Annotated in this window: 25 protein-coding genes and 2 pseudogenes; 21 read left to right on the top strand and 6 right to left on the bottom strand. The window is 59.6% G+C overall.

Annotated features, from left to right (window positions below; all coding sequences use genetic code 11):
* Positions 1-375 precede the first annotated feature (375 nt).
* Positions 376-1185 carry a tetratricopeptide repeat protein gene (locus tag NKH03_RS26985; protein WP_352971675.1) on the bottom strand — a complete coding sequence of 270 codons (810 nt, stop codon included), beginning with the start codon at positions 1183-1185 and terminating at the stop codon, positions 376-378.
* A 9-nt stretch (positions 1186-1194) separates the two neighbouring features.
* Positions 1195-2229: an adenylate/guanylate cyclase domain-containing protein gene (locus NKH03_RS26980; RefSeq protein ID WP_352971672.1), complete on the bottom strand. Its 1035-nt coding sequence runs from the start codon at positions 2227-2229 to the stop codon at positions 1195-1197.
* Between the two features lie 355 nt (positions 2230-2584).
* Here NKH03_RS26980 and NKH03_RS26975 point away from each other — a divergent pair, with 355 nt between their 5' ends.
* Positions 2585-3760 carry an acyltransferase family protein gene (locus tag NKH03_RS26975; RefSeq protein ID WP_352971669.1) on the top strand — a complete coding sequence of 392 codons (1176 nt, stop codon included), beginning with the start codon at positions 2585-2587 and terminating at the stop codon, positions 3758-3760.
* Positions 3761-3836: 76 nt separating this feature from the next.
* On the opposite strand, the gene NKH03_RS26970 is transcribed toward NKH03_RS26975, so the two are convergent.
* Complete coding sequence (locus NKH03_RS26970) at positions 3837-4952, bottom strand: acyltransferase family protein (RefSeq protein WP_352971666.1); 1116 nt, start codon at positions 4950-4952, stop codon at positions 3837-3839.
* A gap of 20 nt (positions 4953-4972) precedes the next feature.
* Between NKH03_RS26970 and NKH03_RS26965 the strand changes: the two genes are divergently transcribed.
* Entirely contained in the window at positions 4973-5422 is a 450-nt protein-coding gene (locus tag NKH03_RS26965) for a hypothetical protein (RefSeq protein ID WP_352872751.1), read from the top strand.
* A gap of 87 nt (positions 5423-5509) precedes the next feature.
* Here NKH03_RS26965 and NKH03_RS26960 read toward each other — a convergent pair whose 3' ends face one another.
* Entirely contained in the window at positions 5510-5824 is a 315-nt protein-coding gene (locus NKH03_RS26960) for a YMGG-like glycine zipper-containing protein (protein ID WP_352872752.1), read from the bottom strand.
* Positions 5825-6087: 263 nt separating this feature from the next.
* On the opposite strand from NKH03_RS26960, the gene NKH03_RS26955 reads away from it, so the two are divergent.
* From NKH03_RS26955 to NKH03_RS26940, 4 genes are all read left to right on the top strand, one after another.
* A complete protein-coding gene (locus NKH03_RS26955) occupies positions 6088-7656 on the top strand; it encodes a recombinase family protein (RefSeq protein ID WP_352971664.1) in 1569 nt (522 codons plus the stop codon).
* Positions 7656-8543, top strand: a complete 888-nt coding sequence (locus NKH03_RS26950; protein ID WP_352872754.1) for a ParB/RepB/Spo0J family partition protein — start codon at positions 7656-7658, stop codon at positions 8541-8543. Before NKH03_RS26955 ends, NKH03_RS26950 begins: the two co-directional genes overlap by 1 nt.
* On the top strand, positions 8540-9442 hold the full coding sequence (locus tag NKH03_RS26945; protein ID WP_352872755.1) for a plasmid partitioning protein RepB C-terminal domain-containing protein: 903 nt from the start codon (positions 8540-8542) through the stop codon (positions 9440-9442). Before NKH03_RS26950 ends, NKH03_RS26945 begins: the two co-directional genes overlap by 4 nt.
* 253 nt (positions 9443-9695) lie before the next feature.
* Positions 9696-10067 carry a hypothetical protein gene (locus NKH03_RS26940; protein WP_352872756.1) on the top strand — a complete coding sequence of 124 codons (372 nt, stop codon included), beginning with the start codon at positions 9696-9698 and terminating at the stop codon, positions 10065-10067.
* A 193-nt stretch (positions 10068-10260) separates the two neighbouring features.
* Here the strand turns inward: NKH03_RS26940 and NKH03_RS26935 are convergent, their stop codons facing one another.
* The gene (locus tag NKH03_RS26935) at positions 10261-11157 is read right to left on the bottom strand and encodes a LysR family transcriptional regulator (protein WP_352872758.1); all 897 of its coding nucleotides are present in this window, start codon (positions 11155-11157) and stop codon (positions 10261-10263) included.
* A gap of 80 nt (positions 11158-11237) precedes the next feature.
* Between NKH03_RS26935 and NKH03_RS26930 the strand changes: the two genes are divergently transcribed.
* The 14 genes and pseudogenes from NKH03_RS26930 (at position 11238) to NKH03_RS26865 (ending at position 24317) form a co-directional block, all read left to right on the top strand.
* Positions 11238-12452, top strand: a complete 1215-nt coding sequence (locus NKH03_RS26930; RefSeq protein WP_352971661.1) for a trans-sulfuration enzyme family protein — start codon at positions 11238-11240, stop codon at positions 12450-12452.
* A 29-nt stretch (positions 12453-12481) separates the two neighbouring features.
* Positions 12482-13516, top strand: a complete 1035-nt coding sequence (locus NKH03_RS26925) for a transporter substrate-binding domain-containing protein (protein WP_352883297.1) — start codon at positions 12482-12484, stop codon at positions 13514-13516.
* A gap of 71 nt (positions 13517-13587) precedes the next feature.
* Positions 13588-14700: an ABC transporter permease subunit gene (locus tag NKH03_RS26920; RefSeq protein ID WP_352872764.1), complete on the top strand. Its 1113-nt coding sequence runs from the start codon at positions 13588-13590 to the stop codon at positions 14698-14700.
* A 3-nt stretch (positions 14701-14703) separates the two neighbouring features.
* Positions 14704-15795, top strand: coding sequence for an amino acid ABC transporter permease (locus tag NKH03_RS26915; RefSeq protein WP_352872765.1), 1092 nt, complete (start codon positions 14704-14706; stop codon positions 15793-15795).
* A gap of 43 nt (positions 15796-15838) precedes the next feature.
* The gene (locus tag NKH03_RS26910) at positions 15839-16588 is read left to right on the top strand and encodes an amino acid ABC transporter ATP-binding protein (RefSeq protein ID WP_352872767.1); all 750 of its coding nucleotides are present in this window, start codon (positions 15839-15841) and stop codon (positions 16586-16588) included.
* Positions 16589-16701: 113 nt separating this feature from the next.
* Positions 16702-16984, top strand: a pseudogene (locus NKH03_RS26905) (multicopper oxidase domain-containing protein); the annotation flags it as partial.
* 602 nt (positions 16985-17586) lie between these two features.
* The gene (locus NKH03_RS26900) at positions 17587-17910 is read left to right on the top strand and encodes a hypothetical protein (RefSeq protein WP_352971658.1); all 324 of its coding nucleotides are present in this window, start codon (positions 17587-17589) and stop codon (positions 17908-17910) included.
* Positions 17911-18018: 108 nt separating this feature from the next.
* A complete protein-coding gene (locus NKH03_RS26895; protein WP_352872770.1) occupies positions 18019-18231 on the top strand; it encodes a hypothetical protein in 213 nt (70 codons plus the stop codon).
* A complete protein-coding gene (locus NKH03_RS26890; protein WP_352971678.1) occupies positions 18228-19685 on the top strand; it encodes a TolC family protein in 1458 nt (485 codons plus the stop codon). Before NKH03_RS26895 ends, NKH03_RS26890 begins: the two co-directional genes overlap by 4 nt.
* A 15-nt stretch (positions 19686-19700) precedes the next feature.
* Positions 19701-21059, top strand: a complete 1359-nt coding sequence (locus NKH03_RS26885) for a multicopper oxidase family protein (protein WP_352971656.1) — start codon at positions 19701-19703, stop codon at positions 21057-21059.
* Between the two features lie 43 nt (positions 21060-21102).
* A complete protein-coding gene (locus NKH03_RS26880) occupies positions 21103-21591 on the top strand; it encodes a cupredoxin domain-containing protein (protein WP_352872774.1) in 489 nt (162 codons plus the stop codon).
* Positions 21592-21612: 21 nt separating this feature from the next.
* On the top strand, positions 21613-21897 hold the full coding sequence (locus tag NKH03_RS26875; protein ID WP_352872775.1) for a copper-binding protein: 285 nt from the start codon (positions 21613-21615) through the stop codon (positions 21895-21897).
* Between the two features lie 397 nt (positions 21898-22294).
* Complete coding sequence (locus tag NKH03_RS26870; protein WP_352872776.1) at positions 22295-22972, top strand: response regulator; 678 nt, start codon at positions 22295-22297, stop codon at positions 22970-22972.
* 91 nt (positions 22973-23063) lie between these two features.
* Positions 23064-24317 carry a sensor histidine kinase gene (locus NKH03_RS26865; protein WP_352971653.1) on the top strand — a complete coding sequence of 418 codons (1254 nt, stop codon included), beginning with the start codon at positions 23064-23066 and terminating at the stop codon, positions 24315-24317.
* A gap of 606 nt (positions 24318-24923) precedes the next feature.
* Here NKH03_RS26865 and NKH03_RS26860 read toward each other — a convergent pair.
* Entirely contained in the window at positions 24924-25211 is a 288-nt protein-coding gene (locus NKH03_RS26860; protein ID WP_352872778.1) for a hypothetical protein, read from the bottom strand.
* Between the two features lie 655 nt (positions 25212-25866).
* On the opposite strand from NKH03_RS26860, the pseudogene NKH03_RS26855 reads away from it, so the two are divergent.
* Positions 25867-25998, top strand: a pseudogene (locus NKH03_RS26855) (copper-binding protein); the annotation flags it as partial.
* Between the last annotated feature and the right edge of the window lie 559 nt (positions 25999-26557).

Raw genomic sequence — 26557 nt, 5'->3', positions numbered from 1 at the left:
GACGATCTGGCGATGCCATCTCTTGTCGATCTTGGCGAAGTTGGTCTTGCGATAGACAAAATTGGTGTCGCTGGCGGTACCGGCGAAAAAGGATTTTGCCGTCGCGACTTGAACAATATTGCCGGTTGCACCGACCGCGACCAGCGCCAGGCCGCCGAGCACGACACCCCTGCGTGATAAAACCATCGGCAATCCCCCATGCCGTAAGCCTGACGGACCATAGTCGAGAATTATTTCGCCTCAAAGTGGAAAATGCTGCAGTGGGGCCGGAAGGGGACTGGCAGCTTTTCACCAGCGGAGGGTCCAAAGCTGACATTCAAATCGGTGCATCCTGAAGCTAACTAACCACGCCTGTATACCGGCCTCCAACCGAAACTACTTCATTGGCACTCCCGCGGCCACCAGGTCGGCCACCTGTCGATTAATCACTGCAGGATTGATATGGAACGTCATATCGCGCCACCGCGTGGCCTTAAGCCACGGCTGCATGGCAAGCGCCTTGAGGACTTCACTGCGTGCAGCGTCAGTTTTTCCAAGGTGGACATCGTTGATGGCACGTAGCAGCGGAACAGTGATCAGGAAGTCTGACGCCTTCGTTATCAGGGCAGCAGATTCGGCGTACTTTTCAATATCAGTCAGCGCATTCGCCTTCATCACGAGATAATAATCGGCGAAGTTTGGATCGTTCCTGAGCCCGTATTCTGCTCGCTCAATGGCCTTGTCTGTCAGGCCACTGAAGCGGGCTGCCGATGAAAGGTCGCCGATGAGAAACGCGTCTCCGGGCGAAAGCGCGATCACCTCGTCGGCCCTGCGCAGAGACAGATCAAATTTTCCCTGATAAGCGCTGACGTAGACGGATGACCACAAGCAGCTTTTTCTTGCGTCGGGTCCGAGGTTAGCCCGCGGAAGAATCCTTGCTTCCAGTTCAGACGCCATGCGCCAATGCTCTTCAGGCTTCTCGTCAAAGCCGAGGTTAGCCGCCAAGACGTGATCCCAGGCCAGTCCGCACGATAACAGAGACGAATCGGGAAATTTGGCCAAGCCCTCAAGAATTATGTCCGTCGCCTTTACTAGGCTCTCGGGCGTAAACTGCCCAAAAAAGAAATTGGATCGAAGGAAGAAGTCGTACTCTTCAAGATCCGGTGTGTCCTTTTGCCAGACCTTCTTGTATTCGATGTCGTACATTTTTCCGCGCTAGCCACCAAGCGTGCCAATGATTCGTTCGATCGCTTCGTCCTGAATCACAAGGGGATTGCTTCCAGAGCGATCGAACTTTTCCGCCCAGAGATTTTCGCCTGTGCGCGCGTCGATCAGCTGTGCGGTGATCCGCAGCCGGTCCGTCTCTTTCCAGATACTGCCCTCAATCACGTAGGCCACGTTCAACTCTTGGCCGATCCGGCGGACATCGGTTGGCTTGTCCTTATAGACGAAGCTAGAACTATGCGAGAGTATCTTGAGTTCGGTGACGCCTGCCAGCATCGAGATCAAATTGTCTGTCATGCCGTCGCTAAAATTATCTAGCGTCGTGTCGCCGCTCATGTTCTTGAATGGCAAAACTGCCACGGTCGGGATGCCACCTTGGCCTATCTCGCGCTTTGTTCCATAGAACTGCCACCACGCCAGGACCGCTGTGACTGTTAAGACCAGCACTAGGAAGGTCGCTACGACTGGCAGCCGCGAGCGGCTGCGGCTCGTGCGCATGGGCTTGGCCTTGCCGTCGGTCGTGACACGGTATGCCTCAACCGGCTCCGCGATGTTCTTGACCTTTCGCAGGCCCATCGACTGAAAGCCGAAAGCCAGCTTCTTCTCAACCTCGCGCGCGACCTTCGCAGACACCCAGATACCGCCAGGCTCAGCAAGTTGTTCTAGTCGCGCCGCGATATTTACGCCCTCGCCAAACCGATCGTCTCCCTCGACAATCACCTCGCCAAGATTGACGCCGATGCGCACTTCCACGCGCTGGTCTTTCGGCAACGAGGCGTTTCGCTCGGCCAGCCCACGTTGCAACGAAACTGCGCATTCCATCGCCTCGACGACAGAAGAAAACTCCGCCAGCAGACCGTCGCCCATCAGCTTGAAGATAGTGCCATGATGACGCGTTACTGTCGGCTCGAAAAGTTCCTTATGACCGGCGCGCACCCGTTGATGCGTACCCGCTTCGTCGCGCTCCATCATGGTGGAATATCCGACGACGTCAGCAGCAAGGATGGCGGCGAGCTTGCGGTCCATTGCGGAGCACTCTGTCGGCGGCCAACCTCGGAGGCGAGGTGGCAAACCCTCCCGGGTTCCGATCAGTTTCGCCTATCAGGACCTTACCCGCAAGCGACTTGATGGGCCGATTGCGGACAGGCCGCCTTAGGCGAGGATACAGGAGAGCGGACATTCAGGTCATCGCGAACATCGTCATGACCTGGCCCGCGGATCTATACGGCCGAGATGCCGCGCATTGCAGACTGACGGCTCTGGGGTCGAAGACGGCAGCTCATTCGGTAACAGCGGAGAGCAATTCGTCATCTTGCTGTGGGTTGACAATCCAGCCTCAGCCGCCATGCTGCACTGCAACATTACTATCTCGGAGTCCGCAATGACAGATATCAGGTCATCGCGCATCGAATGCCTGGACGGGCTTCGCGCGCTCGCGGCGATCTGGGTGCTTGTCGGGCATTGCCTGCTTCTGACCGGCTGGCGTGTTCCCATCGTCGGCGAGCCGGATCTGGGCGTCGATCTCTTCATCATGCTGTCCGGCTTCCTGATGGTGTTCCACTATCAGCTGCGCCAGGACAAAGAGCCCTGGCAAAGACCGGGAACCTGGCTGAAATTCTGGACGCGCCGCTACTTCAGGATCGCGCCGCTGTTCTACGTCATGCTTTTGCTGGCACTCGCGCTTGGCCCCTATCTCTACGGTTCCAGGATAATCATCGACGATTTCCTGTCGAGGTCGCACCAGGCGCCCGAGCGCTATCTCGACAGCGGCCTGAAGAACATCGTCGCGCATCTGACGTTCCTGTTCGGCCTGCTGCCAGGCTTCGCCTACCGCACGCCGCTCCCCGACTGGAGCCTGGGGCTGGAGATGCAGTTTTACGCGGCCTTCCCGGCCATTATGCTGTTGGTGCGCAGGTTGGACTGGATAAGAAGCGCCGGGCTTGTCGCCGCGGTTGGCTGCATCATCGTGTTTGCGCTGGGCCGATTGTCGATCCATTTTCCGATGCCGTCGTTCCTGGCGCTGAAGATGCAGATATTCCTGTGCGGCATGCTGCTGGCGGGCGTCGTGCACCAGAGCCAGCCACGGCCGATCCTGTATCTGGCACTGGCGCTGCTTCTGGCGGCGCTGCCGTTTGGCGGCGACTACGGACTGGGCAAGCTGCTAGTGCGAGAAGCGCTGGTGGCGGGGTTCTTTGCCCTGGTTCTCTACCGTATGCTGCCGGGAGCGGCGGGAAGGCTGGCGAGGGCGATAGCCGTGACGCTCAGCAACCGGTTCTTTCATCTCATGGGAGAGCTTTCCTTCAGCATCTACCTGATCCATCTGCTGGTGTTGCAGCCTGTCGCGGCGTTCGTCATCAGCCAATACGGCCACGGGCTGGCGGCGCCGCTGCGTTTCGCGATCGTCGTTGCCATCGTCCTGCCGACGGTGACCCTGCTGTCCTGGGTCACCTATAATCTGATCGAGGTTCCCGGCCAGAAGGCGGGCCGATTCGTCGTCCGGCGCTTTGGCCGCAAGGGCGGCGCGCCGGCGCTGGAGAGCATCAAGCGCAGCGCGTGATCGTGCTGCCGATCGCCAATCGCGTCGGCCAAATGGGCACGCTGTCATGACACAACCGGCGGCGAACCAAATCCAGCTAAAACTGTGTCACGCCCTCTCGTGCGCGCCAAAGTGAAAGCCACTGCCGCAGCAGTGTCCGCATGTTCTTGTCGTAGACATAATGCGCGAATGCCGAGACTGCGATGATCGCGATGGATGTTCCCAGAATGAACGGCAAGCCGTGCTCGATCCACGAGGCCCCGGTCACAGATTCGACCACGGCGTTCGAAAGGCGGATGAGCGGCGTGTGAAGCACATAGATGGCGTAAGAGATATTGCCGGAGAAGAGCGCAATCCAGCGCCAAAACCCGGATAGCCGCAAACGGGAGGCCACGAGAACGAGCCAGGGCCAGACCAGGACTATGATCGCCAGACTGTACAATTGCACATGTTCGACGGGTCTGAAGATCATGAGCACTCCGCATAGCGTCAGGAGAAGAGGCATATAGAGATTGCCGTCCCGACTCTTCCCGGTCGCATATCGATTGAGAAAGACCCCGAGAAAGAACGAGAACGCGATCCGGGCGGGAGCCGCGATCGTGTCGTCCCAATGGGCGCCGCCCCCAAGGACGAAACCCTGCCAAGCCAGAAGCACCAGGGCCAGCAAGGCAACACCGACCATGAGCGCAAGTGATCGAGCAGCCAGCCTTACGCCCAGCGCGGCAAAAACGGCATTGGCGACGAGTTCATAAAAAAGGGACCACGCTGGGCCATTGAGCGGGAAAAGCACGTCGGGAAATGTCGAGAGCGACGGCGGCGTGGGTAAAAAAAGAACGGAAAACCCAACACTTGCAAGCAAGTCCAGCCGCGAATACGAACTGAGCCCGCGCGTTGCGATGATTGCACCCACGCCGATCACGGCCAGGCCGACCGCGGCAAAATATAGAGGGTAGAGCCTGAGAAGACGGATCTCCGCGAACTTCCAAAATGACATGCCCTTTCGGAACTTGTCGTCGTAGGCGTGGGCGATCACGAAGCCGCTCAACAGAAAAAACAGGTCGACGGCGAGGAACCCGGACGGCGCCAGATCATATCGCCGGCCCGTGAATTCGGTGAAGTGGCCAAGCATCACCAAAACAGCAGCGATGCCCCGGAGGCCATGCAGAGCGTCGAAGTGGGTCGTCTCCGCCCTTGATTGTGGCGTTTTGGTCATCCCGTTTCCGTCAGCTTACTTTGCCCATCTACGCATTGATTGCTGCGATGCACAAGAACGTTTTGCGACGCACACTCAACTCACATCCAGGAGCCCTACATGGCCATTGCAGAAGGCTCAATCAGCCGCGCCCGCGATATCCTTCCCGCCAGTCCGAGCTCGAGAGCGAGCGCAGCCAGTATGAGGCCGTGTGGGAGCAGGTGGCGGAGTTCTGCGACCCCGATGCACCCCATATCTGGAGCGGCCGCCGCACCGGTTCCCCGGACTCGCAGGCAGAGCGGCAGGAGCGGCGCGGTGCGCGCGTCTATGCCAACCACCAACTCGTGGCGGCGCTGGAGAAGGCGGCGCGGGCGGAGGGGTGGGCGGTGTCCGCGACGCTGCCGATCTCCCACTCGGGGTCCATCGAGGGGGATTGGCTATCTCGTCTACTTTCGCCGGTCACCAAATTACTGGATTGGCGGCACCGGTGAAGCTGCTGATCTCTCCCATGAGGGGAGATGTCCGGCAGGACAGAGAGGGGCGCTGTCCCGCCGACCTTACCGTCGCCTGCAATCGCCTCAATAATCACCGTTGTAGTACCGGTCGTCGCAAGGCGCGGTGTAGATGCGACCGTAGCGGTCCTGGTAGCGGCACATCTGCTCGCCGCGGCGCTGCGGGGTGGTGGCTGAGCCGACGACGGCGCCGAGCAGGGCGCCGCTGGCCGCACCGATGACCGTGCTCTTGGTGTTGCCGCCGATGGCCTGGCCGACGAGAGCGCCGCCGGCGCCACCGATCAGCGCGCCGGTTCCGGCCCGCTGCTGGCCCTCGGTCTGCGCGCAGCCTGCCAGTGCTGCAGTCATCAACACGGCGGCTATGGTTTTGTGAAAGTTCATGTGAGGTCTCCCTTGAAGGCCTGAAATCCCTATGGCTTGCCACGTGCGGTCGCAATGCGGCGGAACGGGGGCACGATGCCTCACGAAAAAAGACATGGTTTCTCGGGCGTTGATTGAGGCCCGCCCTCGAGTTTCGAGAATCTGGTCGCAGCAACAAGGCGCCATTCGACACAAAGTGTCCATGAAAATGTAACGAAATTCCAGCGCCAGTCCGTTAGGTTGGCAGGTTTAGGCAAACGTTCAAACTGCCTTTTAGGCGCTGGATGATGGAACATGCCCATACGGCCCGTCGAGCTGCAGATGACGCGCAGCGCGTGCGCGCTGCTCAGTACGTGCGAATGTCCACGGACCATCAAAGCTACTCGATCGAAAATCAGAAGGATGCAATCCGCGAATTCGCGGATGCGATGAACTACGACATCGTAGCCACATACGAGGACGCCGGCCGCAGCGGTTTGAACCTTGAAGGTCGCGCCGGCCTGCAAAGGCTGCTGTCTGACATCGAAACGAAAATCGCGAATTTCGAGATCGTCATCGTCTACGACGTGAGTCGCTGGGGGCGATTCCAGAACCCCGATGAGAGTGCGTCGTACGAGTACCGGTGCCGAGTTGCTGGAGTGCGAATTGAATACTGTGGCGAACAGTTTGCGAACGATGGCAGCATCGGATCAGACCTGCTCAAGGCAATAAAGCGCAGCATGGCGGCCGAGCAGAGTCGGGTCTTGTCGGTCAAGGTGTTTGCCGGCCAGTGCAGGCTCATTCAAATGGGGTACCGGCAAGGAGGGTCGTCCGGTTTGGGCCTGAGACGCCAGCTTATCGACAAGCATGGGCGTACAAAGACGACGCTCGCTCTCAAAGAGTACAAGAGCCTTCAGACGGATCGGGTCATCCTCGTGCCTGGACCACCCGATGAAATTGCGACGGTCCGTTGGATCTATGATCAATACGTGAAGGCTCGTCGGACCGAGCTTCAGATTGCGCGGTCGCTGAATGCCAAGGGAGTGGTCACCGATCTCAATCGATCGTGGAAACGCGAATCCATTCATCAGATACTCAGCAACGAAAAATATGTGGGCAACAACGTCTGGAATCGCGAGTCCTTCAAGCTCAAGCAAAGGAAGGTGACGAATGATATCACCCAATTGGTGCGCGCCGATGGCGTCTTTGAACCCATTGTCGACCGCGGACTTTTCGAACGGGCTCAAGTCATAGCCGACGCCCGCTCATCCAAGATGAGCAGCGACCAGATGTTGGTTGTGCTCGCTGAGCTTCTGAAGAGGCGCGGTACCCTCTCGGGCCCGATCATTGACGCGGCGTCTGACTGTCCGCCAAGCAGCCGCTACAGGAAAGAATTCGGCAGCCTGCTGCGAGCCTACAAGCTCGTTGGATACGATCCGTCTCAGAACTATCGGTTTCTTGATATCAGAAGGCGGCTTCGTGAAATTTTTGAAGAAGTCATTCAAACAACAATCGCGACCATTGAGCGGGCGGGCGGGTCCGCAGTGCGTCAGAGCGATCTCGGCGTGCTTCGCGTCAACGATGAATTCACCGTATCCATTGCGATGGGCCGCTGTCGCAACACGCCTTACGGCTATCCCCATTGGTTGGCCGCTCCCGAACGGTGTAATGCTGCGGACGTGAAGGTGGCCATTCGCATGAGGCCCGATAATCAGACAATCCTCGATTATCTGATAGCGCCAGCAAACGAGATTGGCGGAAAGCCGTTGAATCTTGTCTTGAACAAGCGCCTGCCGTTCAACACCTTCTTCTTCAGATCGTTGGATCCGCTGTTTGCTCTGGCCGAACGCAACGCCATCACGGCTGCACCCTGATGGACGCCACTAACGAACGGATTTCACTGCTGCGCGTGGACGCGATCAAGGTCACCAACCCGCGCACTCGAGGCAAAAAATCCTTCCGAGATATAGTCGACAGCATTGAGAGAGTCGGCCTGAAACGCCCCATCACAGTGACGAAAAAAGAGGTTGACGAAGGCGCTTTCACGCACGACCTGGTGTGTGGTCAGGGGCGCCTTGAGGCTTTCAGGCTGCTTGGCCAGACCGAGATCCCCACGTTTGTGATAGAGGCAACCAAGGCCGAGGCACTGCTCAAAGGATTGGTCGAAAATTGCGCTCGTCGGTATCATACCGCATATGACCTTCTACGTGACATCGGTCGGCTGAAGGAAAGCAACTATACCGACGCCGAAATCGCAGCAAAGATCGGTCTTTCGACCGAATATGTCAGAGGGATTGCACGACTCCTGTCACAAGGCGAACAGCGTCTTTTGCGCGCAGTCGACTCCGGCCAGATTCCGCTATCGGTTGCAGTCGATATCTCAACCGCCGACGAGCCCGGCATCCAGGCAGTGCTTCAGCTTGCCTATAAAAAGAACCAGCTGCGTGGTCACAAGCTTGCGATAGCGCGTCGCTTGATCGAGAACCGGCGCAGGCGTGGGAAAGGCCTGGGAACGTTCCTTCCAGAGCGCACGAAAATCCCTTCTGCGTCAACATTGATCAAAGCCTTCAAGGCCGACACGGACAGAAAACGCATTCTGGTCCGCAAAGCAGATGCCGCGCGGAACCGCCTCCTGTTTGTCACCCACGCGCTGCGGCAGCTCATGGCCGCAGAGGCATTCCAGGCCGTTCTTAGGACGGAAGGGCTGGACACCTTCCCACGGAATCTCGCGGCCAGGATCAGCAGAGGTGAGCCCGCATGACATCGAAGTACACCACAGTTCCGGACATAAAGTGCGCATTTGAGCGCGATACAGTTCGCCTCCGGCTTGAGGACATTCAGCCGCTTCACCTGTTCGCCGAAAGCGCCAGGGAGACTCCGAAATACCAACAGGTCAGGTCGTCCGTTCGAGAAATCGGACTTGTGGAGCTGCCCGTGGTCGCAAGGGATAATGACACGCCGGACAAGTACCTGTTGGTCGACGGCCATATGCGTATCGAGATCTTGCGCGAAATAGGCGTCACTGAGGTTGAATGTCTGGTCGCAAACGATGACGAGGCATTCACCTACAACAAACGGGTGAGCCGGCTCGCGACGATCCAGGAACATTTTATGATCCTGAAGGCCATCGACAACGGTGTGCCCGAGGCGACCATAGCAACAACGCTCAATGTCAATGTCGCCCAGATCAGGCTCAAAAAGCGCCTGCTGAAAGGGATTTGTCCGGAAGCGGTCGAAATACTCAAGGACCGTTTCGTCCCAACGAACACGTTCATCGAGCTACGAAAGTTGGGCGCTGTGCGTCAGATCGAGGCAGCGCAGCTGATGGTCGCTATGAACAAGTTCTCGATCAACTACGCAAAATCCTTGGTCGGCGCGACGCCGCAGTCGCAGCTGGCCGATACGTCGCAGCCGAAAAAACTAGCTGGCCTCAGCGATACCCAAATTGCGTTGATGGAGAACGAGTCGGCCAATCTCGATAGAGAATATAGGCTCATCGAGGAGAGCTACGGATCTGACCATCTGGATCTGGTGGTGGCCACAGGGTATCTTGCCCGACTCCTGGAAAACGCCCGCGTTGTTCGATACCTCGCGCAGAGTTTCCCCGAGATTCTTGCTGAGTTTCAGAAAATGACCGAGGCGATCCGAACGCCTGTCTAGGTCTTGCTGAGCTCGTCGGCATCCCATCTGACTTCATCAGCTATCCGCCTCACATGAGTATGATGCGGGCTTGTCGCGGGGTTCCGGGGCGGTTTTGGCAGCGCATCACCTCGGGGCGCGCCGGCAGTTTGGCCACAGAAAAGCCGTCCGTTTGCCAGACCTATGAGACTTTCGATGAGCGAGTGCTCAAGAAAATGTTCATCATATTAGGCCAATTTGGGGTTGGTACAGCAGCAACAGTAGATGATAATTCATGCAACGTATCGTCAAATTGTTGCCTGAAAAGCTGCGCGGCAGCAGGGTGACCCTTGGTGTCTTCGTTTATGCAGTGATCACATGTGCTGTAGGCGGCTGGGCTTACTCCAGCGGTCATAGAGCTGGCCGAGTTTCTCAATTGAGGGACCAAGTGTCGGCCTATAACAGGCGGATGGGCCTGGACGACAAGTCGAACGCGTTGGGCCAAGTCTTTCTTTGCCGGGAACTCGGCGGCATGCTCGAAGAGTGTCAGAAGATCGGCCGCTGCCCCACGTCCCCCCTCAGGGTGCCGGCTCGTCTCTGTGGGCGCATTGCAGACTGGCGGCTCTGGGCCGACAGCGGGCTGCCGACTTTTGGCAACTTAGCTTGAAGAGCAGCCGTTCAAATCTGAGTTCCTCTCAAACACTTTGTTTTGTCTGTCTCGATAACCCCGCAGTCTGTCCCAAATGCCAATCAGGGGAGTACCATGGCCGGCCACTGATGTGCCGCACACTGCTTCAACGAACTTGTCGAGTGCCGGCTTGATGCATGACGAGCCGAGCGACGAGCGCTGACTTGTTCGCCTACGGTTCGCTCGATAGCGCATTGCGCGCCGCGTAGAGTTCGGCGATGAAGTCGGTAATCAGCGCCGAGTTGATTCCGTCCGGCGGACGCAGGAGCAGCGCGCGGAAGTGCACGGCCGGCTCGAATGGCCTGGCCACGATGCCGCCAATCATGCGGTCGGCAATGACCGAGGGGTTCACCAGGCCGATCCCCATGCCCTTCGCCGCGAGGATGGCGATGGTCAGGCCGTAGGGCGTCTCGATTAGGATGCGCGGCCGCACGGCATTCGCGGTCAGGATTTTGTCCATGGCGACCCTCACCGTGTCTTCCGGTGACAATGCCAGGAACGCCTCGTCGGCGAGATCGGCCGGTGTGATCACCTCCTTCCGCGCCAGCCGGTGAGTCGTTGGCATCACGCAGACGGCGCGCGGCGTGGTGAAGATGCTGTGTAGCACGCCGCTGGTATCGACCTCGTCGGCCGCGAGCCCGATGTCGAAACTGCCGGATGCCACCAAGTCGCGGACGACGTTGGAAGTGCGAACTTGATAGCTGATGCGCACCTGGGGATGCCGGCGCGAGAACGTTACGATGGCGCGCGGCACCAGCCCGTGCCCGAGCGCCGACAAGCTGGCGACGCGGATGGTACCGGTGCCGACCTCCTTGATCTGGGCCGCGCGCAGCTTGAGCCGGTCGAGCCCGACTAGGTTGGCTTTCACCTCGGCATGGAACAACTCCCCTTCGCGTGTCGGCACCAGCCTGCCACGAATGCGGTCGAAAAGCCTGAAGCCGAGTTCAGCCTCTAGCTTGGCTAGCGAACGGCTGATGGCCGGTTGCGAGGTATCGAGCAGCGCGGCCGCCGCGCCGGCGCCGCGCGTGATCATGATCGCGTTGAAGACATCGATGTCGCGCAGGTTCATAGTGCAGCCCATATCAAAAGCGAATTAACTTTATCGCTGCGGTCATAGATGGCAATGGATGAGCCGGCTAAGTTGCGCCCATGAACCGACGCGACGACACTTCACATGTCCATCCTCCCAAGCGCTCCGAGGAACCGTTCCAGGCGGTGGCGATGCCGGTCGAGCGAGCCTCGACCATTGTCTTTGACGATCTGGAGTCGTACGAGCGTCGCGTCGAGCGCCTGTACGACGGGTTCAGCTACGGACTTTACGGCACACCGACCAGCCGGCAGCTCGAAGATCACATCGCCGTGCTGGAAGGCGGATCGCGGGCTCTCGTCATTCCGTCGGGCATGGCCGCCATGACGCTGGCAACCATGGCTGTCTGCCGTGGCGGCGAAAGGGTTCTGATTCCGGAGACGCTCTATGGCCCGGCGCGCGACATGGCCGAGCGTTTTCTCGGCCCCCTCGGGATCGAGGCGGTTTCCTACGATCCACGGCTGGACGCAAGCATCGCGGCCATGATCGACGGCAGAACGCGGCTGGTTTGGGTAGAATCGCCTGGCTCGGCCACCTTCGAAGTCCAGGATGTGCCCGCCATCACAGCCGCGGCCCACAAGGCCGGCGCGCTCGTCGCGGCCGACAACACCTGGGCCTCGCATCTGCTGTTTAAGCCGCTCGCTCATGGCGTCGACATCTCGATGCAGGCGCTTTCCAAACACGCCGGCGGCCATGGTGATCTCCTGATGGGTTCAGTCTCAGTGCGCGACGAGGCGCTGTTCCGACGCCTGAAGGACACGGCGCGCTTCCTCGGCTACGGGGTCTCGCCGGAGGATTGCGCGCTGTGCGAGCGTGGCCTGATGACCATGCCGGTGCGCATGCGTCATGCCGACGCCACCGCGCGGAAGATCATCGCCTGGCTGTCGGAAAGCCCGGAAGTCGCACAGATCTTGCATCCCGCGGAGCCTGGTCATCCTGGCCACGCGGTCTGGAAGCGTGACTTCGCCGGATCGGCGGGCGTGTTCTCCTTCGTGCTGCGGCCGGAACTGGCGCCACTGCAATCCCATGTACTGCGCAGCCTGCGGCTGTTCAGGCTCGGTGCAAGCTGGGGCGGCGTGCATTCGCTGATTGCCGTCAGCGATCCGCGCAAGGGCCGCGCCAGCCTCGACTGGCTGAAGCCTGGCCCGGTCTGGCGCCTGTCGATCGGCCTCGAGGCACTCGACGATCTTCTAGCCGACCTTTCCCAGGCCTTCGAACTTTTTGCTGAAGCCCGGCGCAGCGGAACCGCCGCAGCCGACGTCAAGGCCACCGAATGACGATAACCTCAACGACAAGGGGAATGACTATGAAACATCAAGGTCTGAAATGGCTCACGGGCCTGGCGATAGGATTGGCCAGCCTGAGTACGGGCGCCGTGGACGCCAGCGCGCAGGCGGTCGTCAACAAGATCAAGGAGCGCGGCTATGTCAGCTGCGGCGCCAGCCAGGGCGTGCCCGGTCTCTCCCGGCCGGACGAGAAGGGGTATTATCGCGGCTTCGATTCCGACATCTGCCGCACTTTCGCGGTCGCCATCCTCGGCGACAAGGAGAAGATCCGTTACGTGCCGCTTAACGCAGGCCAGCGTTTCCCTGCGCTGCAAACTGGGGAAATCGACGTTCTGTCGCGCACATCCACCATCACCTACAGTCGCGATACGGTTGTCCGCTTCGTTTGGATCAATCTCTACGACACGGACGGCATGCTCGTGCGCAAGGCCGATAACATTACGGAGCCCAAACTGCTCGACGGAAAGACCGTCTGCCTGCAAGGCGGTGGCAGCCTGACCGAGAAGGCGATAGAGGAAACCGAGGAAGAGTTCGGGATCGCGATGGAGAAAGTCTATTACGACTCGACCGTTCAGGCGCGCGACGCCTTCTTTGGGGGCCGCTGCGATTCCTACGTCACCGACGGCACTGCGGCAGCCGGACAGCGTGCCTCGGTGGCCAAGAACCCGGACGACTACGACATCATCCGAGTCGGCAGGGCCGCCGAACCCAATGGCGTCGCGGTCGCCCGCGGTGACGATCAGCTTTTCGACGTCGTGCGTTGGACACTCAATGCGCTGTTCTGGGCCGAAGCCAACGGCATCACCTCGCAAAACATCGATGAAAAGCTTGCCTCGGGCAGTCCGGAAGTCAAACGCGTGCTGGGCGAGGAGCCCGGTTTCGGCAAGCCGCTCGGATTGGGCGACAAGTGGGCCTACAACGTCATCAAGCAAATGGGCAACTACGCCGAGATCTGGGATCGCAATCTCGGCAAGGACAGCCCGCTGAAGGTCGAGCGCGGCTTGAACGCGTTGTGGAAGGACGGCGGCCTCAACTATCCTTTCCCCTGGGATTGAGCCCCACATAAAGGGGGGAAACGTGCGCGGCGCTCCCTTTCCTGCTAACGCCGCGAAACGTGGAGGTCGAAATGCTGAGCGACGCCAAGACCAGATCGATCATCATCCAGTGTGCCGTCGTGGCCGTGGCTGCCGCCTTCGCTGCCCTGCTCGTCAGCACGACTTTCGCCAATCTCAGGGCACGCGGCATCCCGATCGGCTTCGATTTCCTGATGATGCCGTCAAGGATCGTCATCTCGGAAGCGATCCTCACTTACAAGTCGAGGGATCCCTATTACTGGGCGATCGCGACCGGGATCGCCAACACCGTCTTCATCTCCGCCGTCGTCATCGTCTTTTCATCCGCGCTCGGCCTCGTCGTCGGCATTGCCCGGCTGAGCAGCAATCCCTTGGCAGCGGGCACCTGCCGCGCATTGGTGGAGGTTGCACGCAATTCACCGCCGATCGTGCTCCTGATCTTTCTCTACTCACTGTGGTGGAAGGTGCTGCCGCCGGTCGGCGAAGCGCTCAATCCCCTGCCAGGCGTTTACGCCTCCATGCGCGGCTTTGTGGTGCCGGCTGTCAGCATTGACATCGCCACCCCGGGATTGCTCGTCATTGCTCTCGCCCTGGCACTGGCGGCCGCCGGCTGGGCGGCGAGACGAGGATGGCTGCCGCCGCTGGCCGCACCGGCGATCCTCGCGGTTGGCGTTGCCGGGGTCTGGCTTGCCAACGCGAAGTTCTCCGTCGACTGGCCGACCTTCACCGGGTCGAATTTCAAGGGCGGCAAGGAACTGACGCCCGAACTCAGCACCATCCTGATCGGGCTGACCATCTACACCACCGGATTTGTCGCCGAGATCGTGCGCGGCGGCGTGCTTTCGGTTGGCCGCGGTCAGTGGGACGCAGGTCATTCGCTCGCCCTGCCGCGTGGCAAAATATTGCGTCTGATCATTATCCCGCAGATGCTGCGGGTGATCGTCCCGCCGCTCAACAGCCAATACATCAACGTCGTCAAGAATTCGACGCTGGCGATCGCGGTCGGGTATCCGGACTTCCTTGCGGTGATGAACACCATCATCAGCAAGTCCAGCCATTCGATCGAGGGCGTCTTTATCATCCTCGGCGTCTATCTCTCTCTCAACCTGAGCCTGTCGAGCGCGGCCAATTGGTACAACCGTCGCATCGCCATCGTGGAGCGCTGAACCATGAAGGCCCTGTCTCTTCCCCTTCCGGCCGAGCCAACGCCAGGACAGATCCGCTTCGGCGCCTTGCGGCGGTCCGCCAGGCTCCTGTTCGGCACGCCGCTCAATGCCGCCCTGACGCTGTTGTTCGGCGTTCTGCTCGTCGCCACGGTGCCGCCGATGCTGCGCTGGCTGGTAATCGACGCTGTGCTGTTCGACCCCAGTCCACGCGCGTGTCGGGTGGCCACCGGAGCGTGCTGGAGCTTCATCTACGCCAAGTCCGGGCAGTTGCTGTTCGGCATCTATCCGCTCGACGACCGCTGGCGCCCCGCCATCGTTTGCCTGCTCATCCTGGCGCTGCTCGGCTGGTCAGTGCGGCCTGCCAGCTGGGCTCCGCGGCTGGCGGCGCTCTGGGTGGCGGCACTAGTACTGATCTTCTGGCTGATGGCCGGCGGTTTAGGCCTGACCGAGGTTCCGACCTCTTCTTGGGGCGGCCTGCCGGTCACACTCATCCTCACCGTCGTTGCCATCGGCGTCGCCTTCCCCGTCGGCATCCTCCTTGCGCTGGCCAGGCGCTCGACCATGCCCGCGATACGCGTCGGCGCCGTGGTCCTGATAGAATCGGTGCGCGGACTGCCGCTCTTGTCCATCCTGTTCGTGGCATCGATCATGATGCCGCTGTTCCTGCCCGAGGCTCTGTTGCCTGACAAGTTCGTGCGTGCGCTGGTCGCCCTCACCATCTTCGCCGCGGCCTATCTCGCCGAGGTGATTCGCGGCGGCCTGCAGGCTATCCCGAATGGCCAGTACGAGGCCGCGGCGGCGGTCGGCCTGCCCTTCTGGCGCATGCAATATCTGGTGATCCTGCCGCAGGCGATCCGGGTGGCGATCCCGGCGCTGGCCAACACCATCATCGTCATGATCAAGAACACCAGCCTTGTCCTGGTGGTCGGCCTGTTCGACCTGATCAGCTCTGGTAAAGCGGCGCTGGCCGACCCGGATTGGCCATCGCCTGCGGCCGAGACGTTCCTGTTCATCGGCGCGATCTTCTTCGCACTCTCCTTCTCATTCGCCCGCTTCACCGACTTTCTGGAGCGGCGCGGCCCCACCGCCCACTAGGAAATGCCGTGATGTTATCGTCCCCCTAAAGCGCGTTCCGTCCATGCCAAATCCCAATGATCGGCCGGCAATCGAATTGACCGGGATGAACAAATGGTACGGGGACTTCCATGTGCTTAAGAACATCAACTTGAGGGTCCTTCGCGGCGAAAAGCTGGTGATCTGCGGGCCCTCGGGCTCGGGCAAGTCGACCATGATCCGTTGCATCAACCGGCTGGAGGAGCACCAGCAGGGACAGATCGTCGTCGACGGCGTCGAACTCACCAATGATTTGAAGAAGATCGACGTAATCCGGCGTGACATCGGCATGGTGTTCCAGCACTTCAACCTGTTTCCGCACCTGACTATTCTGGAGAACCTAACGCTGGCGCCGATCTGGGTACGCGGGATGCGGCGCGGGCAAGCCGAGCAGACCGCCATGCATTATCTGGAACGAGTGAAGATTCCGGACCAGGCGCACAAATATCCCGGCCAACTGTCAGGCGGCCAGCAGCAGCGGGTTGCGATCGCGCGCGCGCTTTGTATGAGCCCCAAAATCATTCTCTTCGACGAGCCGACGTCGGCACTCGATCCGGAAATGGTCAAAGAAGTGCTCGATACCATGGTCGCGTTGGCCGAGGATGGCATGACCATGCTGTGTGTCACGCACGAGATGGGATTTGCCCGCCAGGTCGCCGACCGCGTCGTCTTCATGGACCATGGCGAGATCGTTGAGATGAACACGCCCTCCGAATTCTTCTCGCATCCGCGTCACCAGCGAAGCAAACTGTTCCTTGCCCAGATCCTGAACTAGCTCGATCTCATAGAGAGGGAGCCCATCAGCTACGGATCGATGAGCCACCTCTCCGAAATCCCGCACCAAAGCAGCGGCCTCGGCAATGGATCACCCGCCCTCTGACCATGCCAACTCTGAAAGTGCGCTTCATTGGCACCCACAATGGGTTTATCCACCCGATGCACGTCCACGGCGGTCCATTCGAAGTTGTCGCCCGCGACGGCGAGACTATCCCGGACTCGGCACGATTCCTTGCCGCGGGTCAACGTCGGACCAGCGCAACGATACGATGTCGTCTGGCAGGCACGTCGGGCCGGAAAATGGCTGATCCACTGCCATATCGGGCATCATACGACCAACAACAATGTCGAAGAACAGGGCGGTGGCGGACTGATGGTCGTGATCGATGTGCAGCTCCGAAGCCTGATCCGCAAGTCGAAGATTAGATGGAAATCTTTGCCGTATACGGCAATCTGTTTGCTGTTGCCTTCCCTGCGGCAACCATTCCTTCCGGCGCAGTCGGAGGCCGCCCTTGCGGGACTCCTCGTTACTGGTTCCTTCCCGCCTCCAATGCTGGTTCTTGTCGCCAGCATAGGCCACCGTCCCGGGCTCGGCGGTGAAAACTGACCGTGGTCGCTGGGGTTCTACGCGAGCCGCTATGGAGCTTTGTCGCAATCGTCACTTTCGCGAAGGTCTCGCGTTATCTGGTCGTCGCCGGAGCGTGCTGAGCCTGAGCTAAACCGAAATCGCGGACATCGCAGCACGGTTGCGTTCCTAAGCATGAGCCATAAACAGGGCATACAAAAATGTATGAAAAATGTTGTGGCACATGGGGGCTTCGAGCAATACCGTTCCTGCAACGATCTCACTTTTGGTTGCACTGCAGCAAACTGGTCGAAGGCGGCCTTGACAAATCAGCCGAACAATTATGGAAAGGGCCGATGAGGACTGTTGGTCGAATCGCGATCCTAGGAAGCGTACCGCTGCGAGTTCTGCTTGCGATCGGATTCCTGGTCATGTCGGCGCTTCAGCCTGGTCTATTCGCCACAGCCGATGCCACGGGTTTTCACGCCAGCGCGGATCTGCAAGCCGAGACACCTGCACACGGCATGGGCCATCACGGCGCCAAGGCGAATGACACGGACAGGTCGGAGCATCAGCACGGCGACAACCAATCCGCCGACAAGAGCTGTGAAGTCCATTGCGCGCCGGCAAATGCGGTGCCAGTCGATTGTCCTGAGTTGGAGCCTGTTGTCTCCCGCTGCTTTGCGCCCGTCATTGCCGTCATTTTGCCGCTCGGCGAATACAAAGCGCTAATTAGACCCCCCAAATACATCTGAACTGACGCCTCTTTTGAGGGCGTTCGCGCGCAGCGTTGGAATTCGTTCCCACGCGGCCAAATGCACACGTCAAGATTCAGGTCTACAATGAAAATCGCAAGCTTCGCGATGTTCGCATCGCTGTTCGTTGCCGGATGCGCGGCAACCACGCCGTCCGACGTTCTTCCCGCCTTCAATCCGGCCGATCCCGTCATTGGCATCCGTGGCACGAAATACCATCCGGTCGTCGCTGACTATCGCCAGCGGGAGCCACTCGATCCGCAGGATTGGCGGCGGCTCAATCAAGAACTCTCTCCCGCAGCCCCGGGAGCCGGATCATGAAGCGCCGGCCCCTGACCATAGCTGCGGTGGTGACCATTCCGCTGATCGCTGCCGGATGCACGACCAGCGGGCCCCTTGATGGCATCTCAGTCCCCATGGCCGGCTTCACGACAGTCGCGGCGCGTGCCGATTCCGTGACCGGCAAGAAAACAGTGTGGGTGCAGTCCAGCGAGGAAGCGCGGACGGTTTCGGAGCGCGTGAAGCGCCTCGTCCAGAAGAAGACGATTGGTCCGGACATCGCGGTGCAGGTCGCCCTGCTCAACAACAAAGGCCTGCAGGCCGCCTACGCCGAGATCGGTCTGTCGGCGGCCGATGTCTGGCAAGAAGGGATGCTCGTCAATCCGACAATCTCGGTCGGTATGATCGGCATCGATCCGGCACGCACGATCGAGGGGGCTGTTGCCAGCAACATCCTTGCGCTGATGACCCGTCAGCGACGCGTCGCGGTCGCGGACACACGCTTCCGTCAGGCCCAGCTCCGCGCCGCCGAAGAAACGTTGCGGCTGGCCGCGGACACGCGGCGGGCCTGGATCAATGCGGCATCGGCCTGGGAAAGCGTTTCCTATCTGAACAAGGCGCAAGCCGCCGCCGACGCTGCCTCCGAACTCGCTCAAAAACTAGGGGAGACAGGCGCTTTTACAAAAACCGGCCAGGCCCGCGAACACGTCTTCTATGCCGAGATCACCGGTCAGGCGGCGGAGGCGCGCCTCGCCGCCCGGACTGCCAAGGAAGAACTCACCCGCCTCATGGGTCTATGGGGACCGGACGTCGATTACTCGGTCCCCAACATGCTTCCAGCCCTGCCCAAAGGCGCCAAGGCCAAACGCGCCATCGAGGCGGAAGCGCTAAGAAATCGCATCGACCTCGAGATCGCGAAACTTGAGCTTGAGGCGCTGGCGAAATCGTACGGTCTCGCCGAGGCGACGCGCTACGTCAGTGACCTGGAACTGCTGTCCGGCGCGGAGGTGGAACGCGAGGAGTCCGAGGAGGGCGGGACGGAGACGAGTGTCGCACCCACCCTGGAGGCGGAGTTCGTCATCCCGATTTTCGATACCGGCAAGGCACGCATGCGCAAGGCCGAGCTTGCCTATATGCAAGCCGCCAATCGGATGGCGGAAAAGGCGGTTAACGTCCGCTCCGAGGCGAGGTCCGCCTATGACACCTACCGTTCGACCTATGACATTGCTCGGCACTATCGGAACAGTGTTGTGCCGCTGCGAACAAAGATCGAGGCGGAGTCGGTCCTCACCTACAACGGCATGATCACCAACACGTTCGAGCTGCTGGCGGACACCCGCGCGAAAATCAGTTCGATCATGGTTTCCCTCAACGCCAAGCGCAATTTCTGGCTGGCCGACGTCAATCTCGGAACCGCCATCCACGGTGGTGGCGCAAACTCGCCCGGCGGCGGCGACGCTCCGGCCGCAGCCGAAGCGGGCGCCGAAGGCCACTGAACTCAGGAGAAGAAAATGCTTTCAAGACGTCAGTTACTCGGCGCCGGAGCCCTGCTCGCCGGTGCCACGGCATGGACCAAGACCTCGGCGATGGGCTTGCCGGAGGCAGCTGTCATGGAATCGCCGGACATGCAGCCACCGATATTTCCGACGAGCGGCCCGGACTACCAGCCGGTTGTGACGCTCAACGGTTGGACGCTGCCCCACCGCATGAACAATGGCGTGAAGGAATTCCACCTTGTCGCCGAGGCGGTCGAGCGGGAACTGGCGCCCGGAATGACCGCCTATCTCTGGGGCTACAACGGTCAGTCCCCCGGGCCGACCATCGAGGCGGTCGAAGGCGACCGCGTCCGCATCTTTGTGACGAACAAGCTGCCGGAGCATACCACCGTGCACTGGCACGGCATGATCCTGCCCAGTGGCATGGATGGAGTGACCGGTCTTACCCAGCCGGGAATCCCGCCCGGCAAGACCTTCGTCTACGAGTTCGACCTCGTGAAGAGCGGCACCTTCATGTACCACCCGCACGCCGATGAAATGGTGCAGATGGCGATGGGCATGATGGGCTTCTTCGTCATCCATCCGAAGGACCCGAAGTTCATGCGGGTGGACCGTGACTTCGTGTTCCTGCTGAACGCCTACGACATCGAGCCCGGATCTTACGTTCCGAAAATCATGACTATGACCGATTTCAACCTGTGGTGTTGGAACAGTCGCCTATTCCCCGGCATCAGCCACCTTGTCGTGTCCAAGAACGACAAAGTGCGGGTCCGTGTCGGCAACCTGACCATGACCAATCATCCGATCCACATGCATGGCTACGATTTCGAGGTGACCTGCACCGACGGGGGTTGGACACGCCCAGAGGCTCGCTGGCCGGAAGTATCGATCGACATTCCTGTGGGCGCCATGCGGGCCTACGAGTTCGAAGCTAAATATGAGGGCGACTGGGCCATCCACTGCCACAAATCGCACCACACGATGAACGCCATGGGACACGATGTGCCAACGTTCATCGGCGTCGACAAGACAAGGGTTACCGAGAAGATCCGAAAAATTCAGCCCAACTACATGCCGATGGGCAATCGCGGGATGGCCGACATGGGCGAAATGGAAATGCCGCTGCCCGACAACACCATCAAGATGATGGATGGCTGGGGGCAATTCGGTCCCATCGAGATGGGCTCCATGTTCTCGGTCGTGAAGGTTCGCGAGGGGCTCGCCTCGGACGACTACGCCGATCCTGGCTGGTACCAGCACCCGGCGGGAACCGTGGCCTACGAGTGGAAGGGTGATGTCCCCGCTCCCACGAAATCAGGCGACGCAAAAACGATGGCCCCGGCAGCGCACGGCGGTCACGGCAAACAGGGATGACAGACCGAAACCCCTCAACCTCAACAATGAGAGAAAGTACAGCATGAAACATATCATCGCAGCGGCCGTTTTGACGGCGCTCAGTTCCGGAGCGGCTCATGCCAGTGGAACCCACGCCGGAGGCCATGGCGACAAAGCCGCCACCATGCCGATCGGCAATCCAGGCGAGGCCGGCAAGGCAAAGCGGACTATCAACATCTCGATGTCTGAGAAGGACGACGGAAAAATGTTGTTCCAGCCGGCCGTCCTTAGGGTGAAGAAGGGCGAGACCGTTCGCCTGAAATTCGTCAACAAGGGCCAAGTCGACCACGAGTTCGTCATGGACGTCCATGAGGGGATCAGGGAGCACAAGGCGCTGATGGAGAAGTTCCCCGACATGGAGCACGCCGATCCCAATGCGATCCGGCTGGCGCCCGGCGCCAGAGGCGAAATCATCTGGACGTTCGCCAATGCTGGCGACTTCGGTTTCGGCTGCTTGGTCCCGGGTCACTACGATTCCGGCATGAAGGGCGACATCAACGTCGCCAACTGACCCAATGCAAAGGAGGCAATCATGACACTATTGGTAAAGACACTCTCGACACTCGCGCTCGTTCTCGGCATCGGCGGGAGCGCGCTTGCGCAGGAATACGTGAAGGGCGAAGTCATCAAGGTCGACGCCAAACAGCAGAAGCTGACGATCAAGCATGGGCCGCTGACCAATCTCGACATGCCCGCGATGACGATGGTGTTCGTCGTCGCGGAGCAGGGCCTGCTCGGTAAGGTCAAAACGGGTCAGGCGATCGAGTTCACAGCCGACCGCGTCAACGGACGTATCACGGTCACCGGCATCAAGTGATCCGGGACCAGCGCCGCGGGTTGAAAACCAATCCGCGGCCCACTGGCTGCTCTCAGAAGCGATCACGGCGTGATCGCTTGAGGTGATGAGCGCCGCGGATCCGCCTTATGCTCGACTTGCGGCACAATGAAGGGATACGCCAAAATGACGATACAATCGTGAAAGTTGCAAGGCGCCTTCGCTTGCGAACCGTGTTGTCGATTCAGTCTATGGATGTTGAGACATCAAAACCCAGTACCCTGGCTGATTGAAAAGCTGCGTCACCGACTAATGGCACCGAGCGAAAACCCCGCCGGGCAAGGCCTCACTGAGACATCGCTTCGTCCGCATCGCTGACAGAAGCAAACTGGAAAGGTCATCAACGCTTGGCGCGCCAAGCCAGATGAGAGATTGCTATTTGAAAATTCTCCTAGTCGAAGACGACGAACAAATCAGCCGTTACATCGAAAATGGATTGAGCTCTTCCGGCCATGTGGTCGATGCCCTGACAGACGGGCGCGATGCTTTGCTTGTCGGACTACGCGATCCCTATGACGTCGCAATTGTGGATCGGGTGCTGCCAGGCCTCGATGGCTTGTCGCTTGTGCGAGGTCTTCGAGGCGCCGGCGGAAAGGTGCCAGTGATCTTCCTGACGGCGGTGGGCGGTGTTGACGATCGAGTTGAAGGCTTGGAGGCAGGTGCGGACGATTACTTGATCAAGCCCTTTGCATTCTCCGAGCTTCTGGCTCGGGTCAATGCTCTGCAAAGGCGTCCTCCGATCACCGCCGAAAAGGCAAAGCTGAAGGTAGCTGACCTGGAACTAGATCTCATCAGCCGCCTCGCCACCCGCGGCGGAACGACGATCGAATTGCTTCCTCGGGAATTCGCGCTGCTTGAACTCCTGATGCGTAACGAGGGCCGTATACTGACGAAGACCATGCTCCTTGAGCGGATCTGGAACTTCAACTTCGACCCGCAAAGCACCGTGGTGGAAACCCATATCAGCCGACTGCGGGCGAAGATCGACAAACCATTCGATGTTCCGCTCCTGCGTAATACACGCAACACCGGCTACACCATTCATGGCCAACGCTAGTATCGCTAGAAGTGCGTCAATCCGACTTGCCGCGTTCTACATCTCCCTGTTTCTGCTCTCGTTCCTGGGAGCCAATTTCGTCGCTTACAACATGGTCGCCGCCTACCTTTACGAGCGGCTGGATTCCAATGTGATGGAACGGTTCCGGGAGATTTCTTCCGCCTATGAGGCGAATGGTGTCGACGGCGCTGCCGTGATGATCCGAAGCCATGGTCCGGCAATCAGGGGACAGGAGACGCTTTACGCACTGAAGGATCCCGACGGCGACTTCTTGGCTGGCAACATTGATATTTCCGCCGTGCCGCCGGGATTTTCCACGCGCGCACCGACAAGCCACGAGGCGGCGCCCAATAACTACAGGCTCTACCGGAAGAACCTAGACGGCTACGACCTGACCGTCGGCGTAAGCTATGACGACACCAATCGCCTGCGCAGCATCGCGCTTGTCAGCTTCGGCTGGGGAACGGCGATCGTGCTTGCTGGAGGTCTCGGTACGGGCGCAGTTTTGGCGTTCCGCACGCGACGGCGTATCGCTAGACTCTCGGATGCGATGCAGTCCGTTGGCGCCGGCGATCTCGCTACCCGCTTGCCGGTCTCCTTGCGCAGCGATGACATCGACGTGCTGGCGACTGAGGTCAATGTCGCGCTGGCACAGCTACAGGCTAGTGTCGCGGCGATGACGCAGGTAACGACCGACATCGCGCACGATCTCAAGACGCCGGTCGGCCGGCTGTTTCTAACGCTTGAGGCCGCTTCCGAAAGCAAAGACCAAACGGCCACGAGGTCCCTCATCGAAAAAGCGATGAGCGAAGTCTCGCATATAGCCGGCACGTTCGAGGGCTTGCTGCGCATATCGCAGATCGAGTCCGGCGCACGCCGTTCGCGATTTGCGAAGGTGAACCTTTCGGAACTGGTCGCCGAAATCTACGATATCTATAGTCACATCGTGGAGGACGCCGAGCGCTCGCTGGTTCTGTCCAATGACAGCCGAAACACGGTCTCATTCATATGGGGCGATGCCGATCTGCTGAAGCAGATGTGCGTGAACCTTGTCGTCAATGCAATGCGCCACACACAACGAGGGTCTCGGATCACGATCGGTGTCACGACGCAGGCGAACCGCTGCGCAATCGTCGTCAGCGACAACGGGCCGGGCATCGCGGCGACGGAGCGGCAGAAGGTGTTCAAACGCTTCTATCGCCTGGAAAAAAGCCGGACAACCGAAGGGACAGGGCTCGGCCTCAGCCTGGTCAAGGCGATATCGGACATTCATGGCGCGACAATTTCCCTGAAGGACAATAGGCCCGGCTTAATCGTGGAAACAGAGTTCCCGCGTAAACTATAATTTGAGGTCAGTCACGCGTAGACGGATGGTTCATATCGCTTGAGACGAAATTACAAATATTCAATAGCGCTGTCGACCAGACCAGAGTTCGCTAACCCGCCACGATGGCGTGGTTTAGCCGGCGCTCTTGGTCGCCCCGTTGTCCGGCATGGGCCGGTGAATGGGCTGCCGACGGCACTGGCTTTTTCTATATTTCTGGGTACGGACCGGCCTGCGCATCAGCAGTTATGTCCGATACGATATCGCCGGCGAAAACCTCAGCTCCGACGTCGTTGGCCGTTCTTAGACGGATGCATGCTCACAGACCGAGCTCGGCACGTTGCGCGCCTATACTCAAATCAAACACTACTCGTCGCGCGGTGGCGCTGCGACCACTTCACGACCTATGACAGTATGGCGGGTGAGAGCGGCACCGTGACGCGTTGATTGCGCCACCACCCGTCTTCGAATAGTCCTCACCTACGAGTAGGTTTCCTTGGTGCGGTGTGCTGTGCTGTATAGGTTTCGTTGGCGAAGCAGCCGAAGTGCAAACCAGCCGGCAGAGCTGCCGGCCGGTTTGCCCTGCACGGCTCCGTGGGAAGATGGGAAGCTGCGGTGTCGGTCCTGCTAGCGGCCCGCCCAGCCGGCGCGCTGGCGAGGGCTCCCGCCCTGCCACGATGAGGAGGGGCTCACAGCTTCGACTCGGTTATAGGGGGAATCGGTTTTCTCGATATCGCCATTGTCGAGCACTTGGGAAGATATGTCGGAGTTGGATGCCGATTTCGGGGTTTCGCCCGTCGATCTATGGCCGTGCAGGACCTCGCCGATGCGGGGGCTTGTCGAGTTCGTGCCGCTGTTGGCGACACCGGTCATTGCCGCTAAGACAATCAATGCATATCCGATGGTGTGCTTCATGGTTCAGTCCTTTTGTCAAAAGTGAGCGTTCGAACACCCAGCAACAACAGGCTACCGGGTCGAATTCACGGGCACCTTCCCTCGGATTTACATTTTTGTGATTCTCATGCGTGGCCGCGGCTGAAGCCGAATCGGGAAAATCAGCTGTGAAATGTCACGCGTTGAACGGCAGTCGCCGTTTTCTTATGTCGATGCATGCGTCCAATGCGGCTTCAAGGGGAAGAGCGCGCGTTCAGCCAGATCTCATGAAAAAAGGGAATCCACTGTCGCGCCTGCTTGGGTTCTGAGAGATTGCCGCACCCGGGTGCGGCAGTCCTCCGCTATTCCATTTTTGATTCAGGAGGTCTGCAGCGAGGTATAACGACCACTCGCAAGTGGCCACCAGCCATACACAAGCACGCCGATCCCAAGATCCGGCTGGCGCCTGGTGTCAGAGGCGAGATTATCTGGACATCCGCCAATGCCGGCGAATTCGGTTTCCTCTGCCTTGGTCCCGGGTCACTACGATTCTGGCATGAAGGGCAGCATCGCCGTCGCCAACTGACTACCAATCATGACACTATAGAGAAAGACACTCTCGACGCTCGTGCTCGTGTTCTCCAAGCAGAATAGCAAGCAGACGATCAAACGTGGCCGCTGACTAAATCTCGACACGCCGGCGATGACGATGATGTTCGTCGTCGCGGAGGAGGGCATGCTCGATATCGATAAGTTCAAAACGGGTCAGGCGATCGAGTTCCCAGCCGACCGCGTCAATGGACGCATCACGGTCGCCGGTATCAAGTGACCCGGTCGAGCAATGCTATGGGCACGGAAGTCAGGATGAAGGTGCCGGGCAGAAAATCATCCAGAGATTTTCTTTCCAATCGTCATGTGCGGAGCGGCTCAGGGGCATCTCTATGGGATATTTTCGCGCACCTACGCTCACATATGCCGGAAAGTTACAGCGAACTCGTGCACGATGCCTGCCGGTATCTTCGTACCTGATGGCGCCGTTCGCGTCCGTCTCGACCAGGCCAATAGCGACGTCAAAGTCATAGTCCCCATATAGCGAGACACTGTTGTTCAACACGCTGAGCTGGACCGACGTGGCATCTGGAAAACTGGCTGTGTAAAAGATTAGTTGCTCCGCGCCGTCGAGGGCGTAGCCACCAAGACGGCGGCAAATAATGCAATGGCGCGCATCTTCCCTCTTTCGGGATCCGAGCTGAGACTATCACCTCTCGCGTCAATGTTCGAATCGAATCTCCATGTCGGCATGGGCGGAGACATTCAGAGGGCTGAATAGTCCTCGTAGCGTGCAGCGTTCGAGGCGGCCGGCAAGCTCATGATGCGGATGCTAAGCG

The organism is Mesorhizobium sp. M1406 (assembly GCF_040317555.1).
Lineage (GTDB): Bacteria > Pseudomonadota > Alphaproteobacteria > Rhizobiales > Rhizobiaceae > Mesorhizobium.
This window is presented reverse-complemented; position numbering and strand designations above follow the sequence as displayed.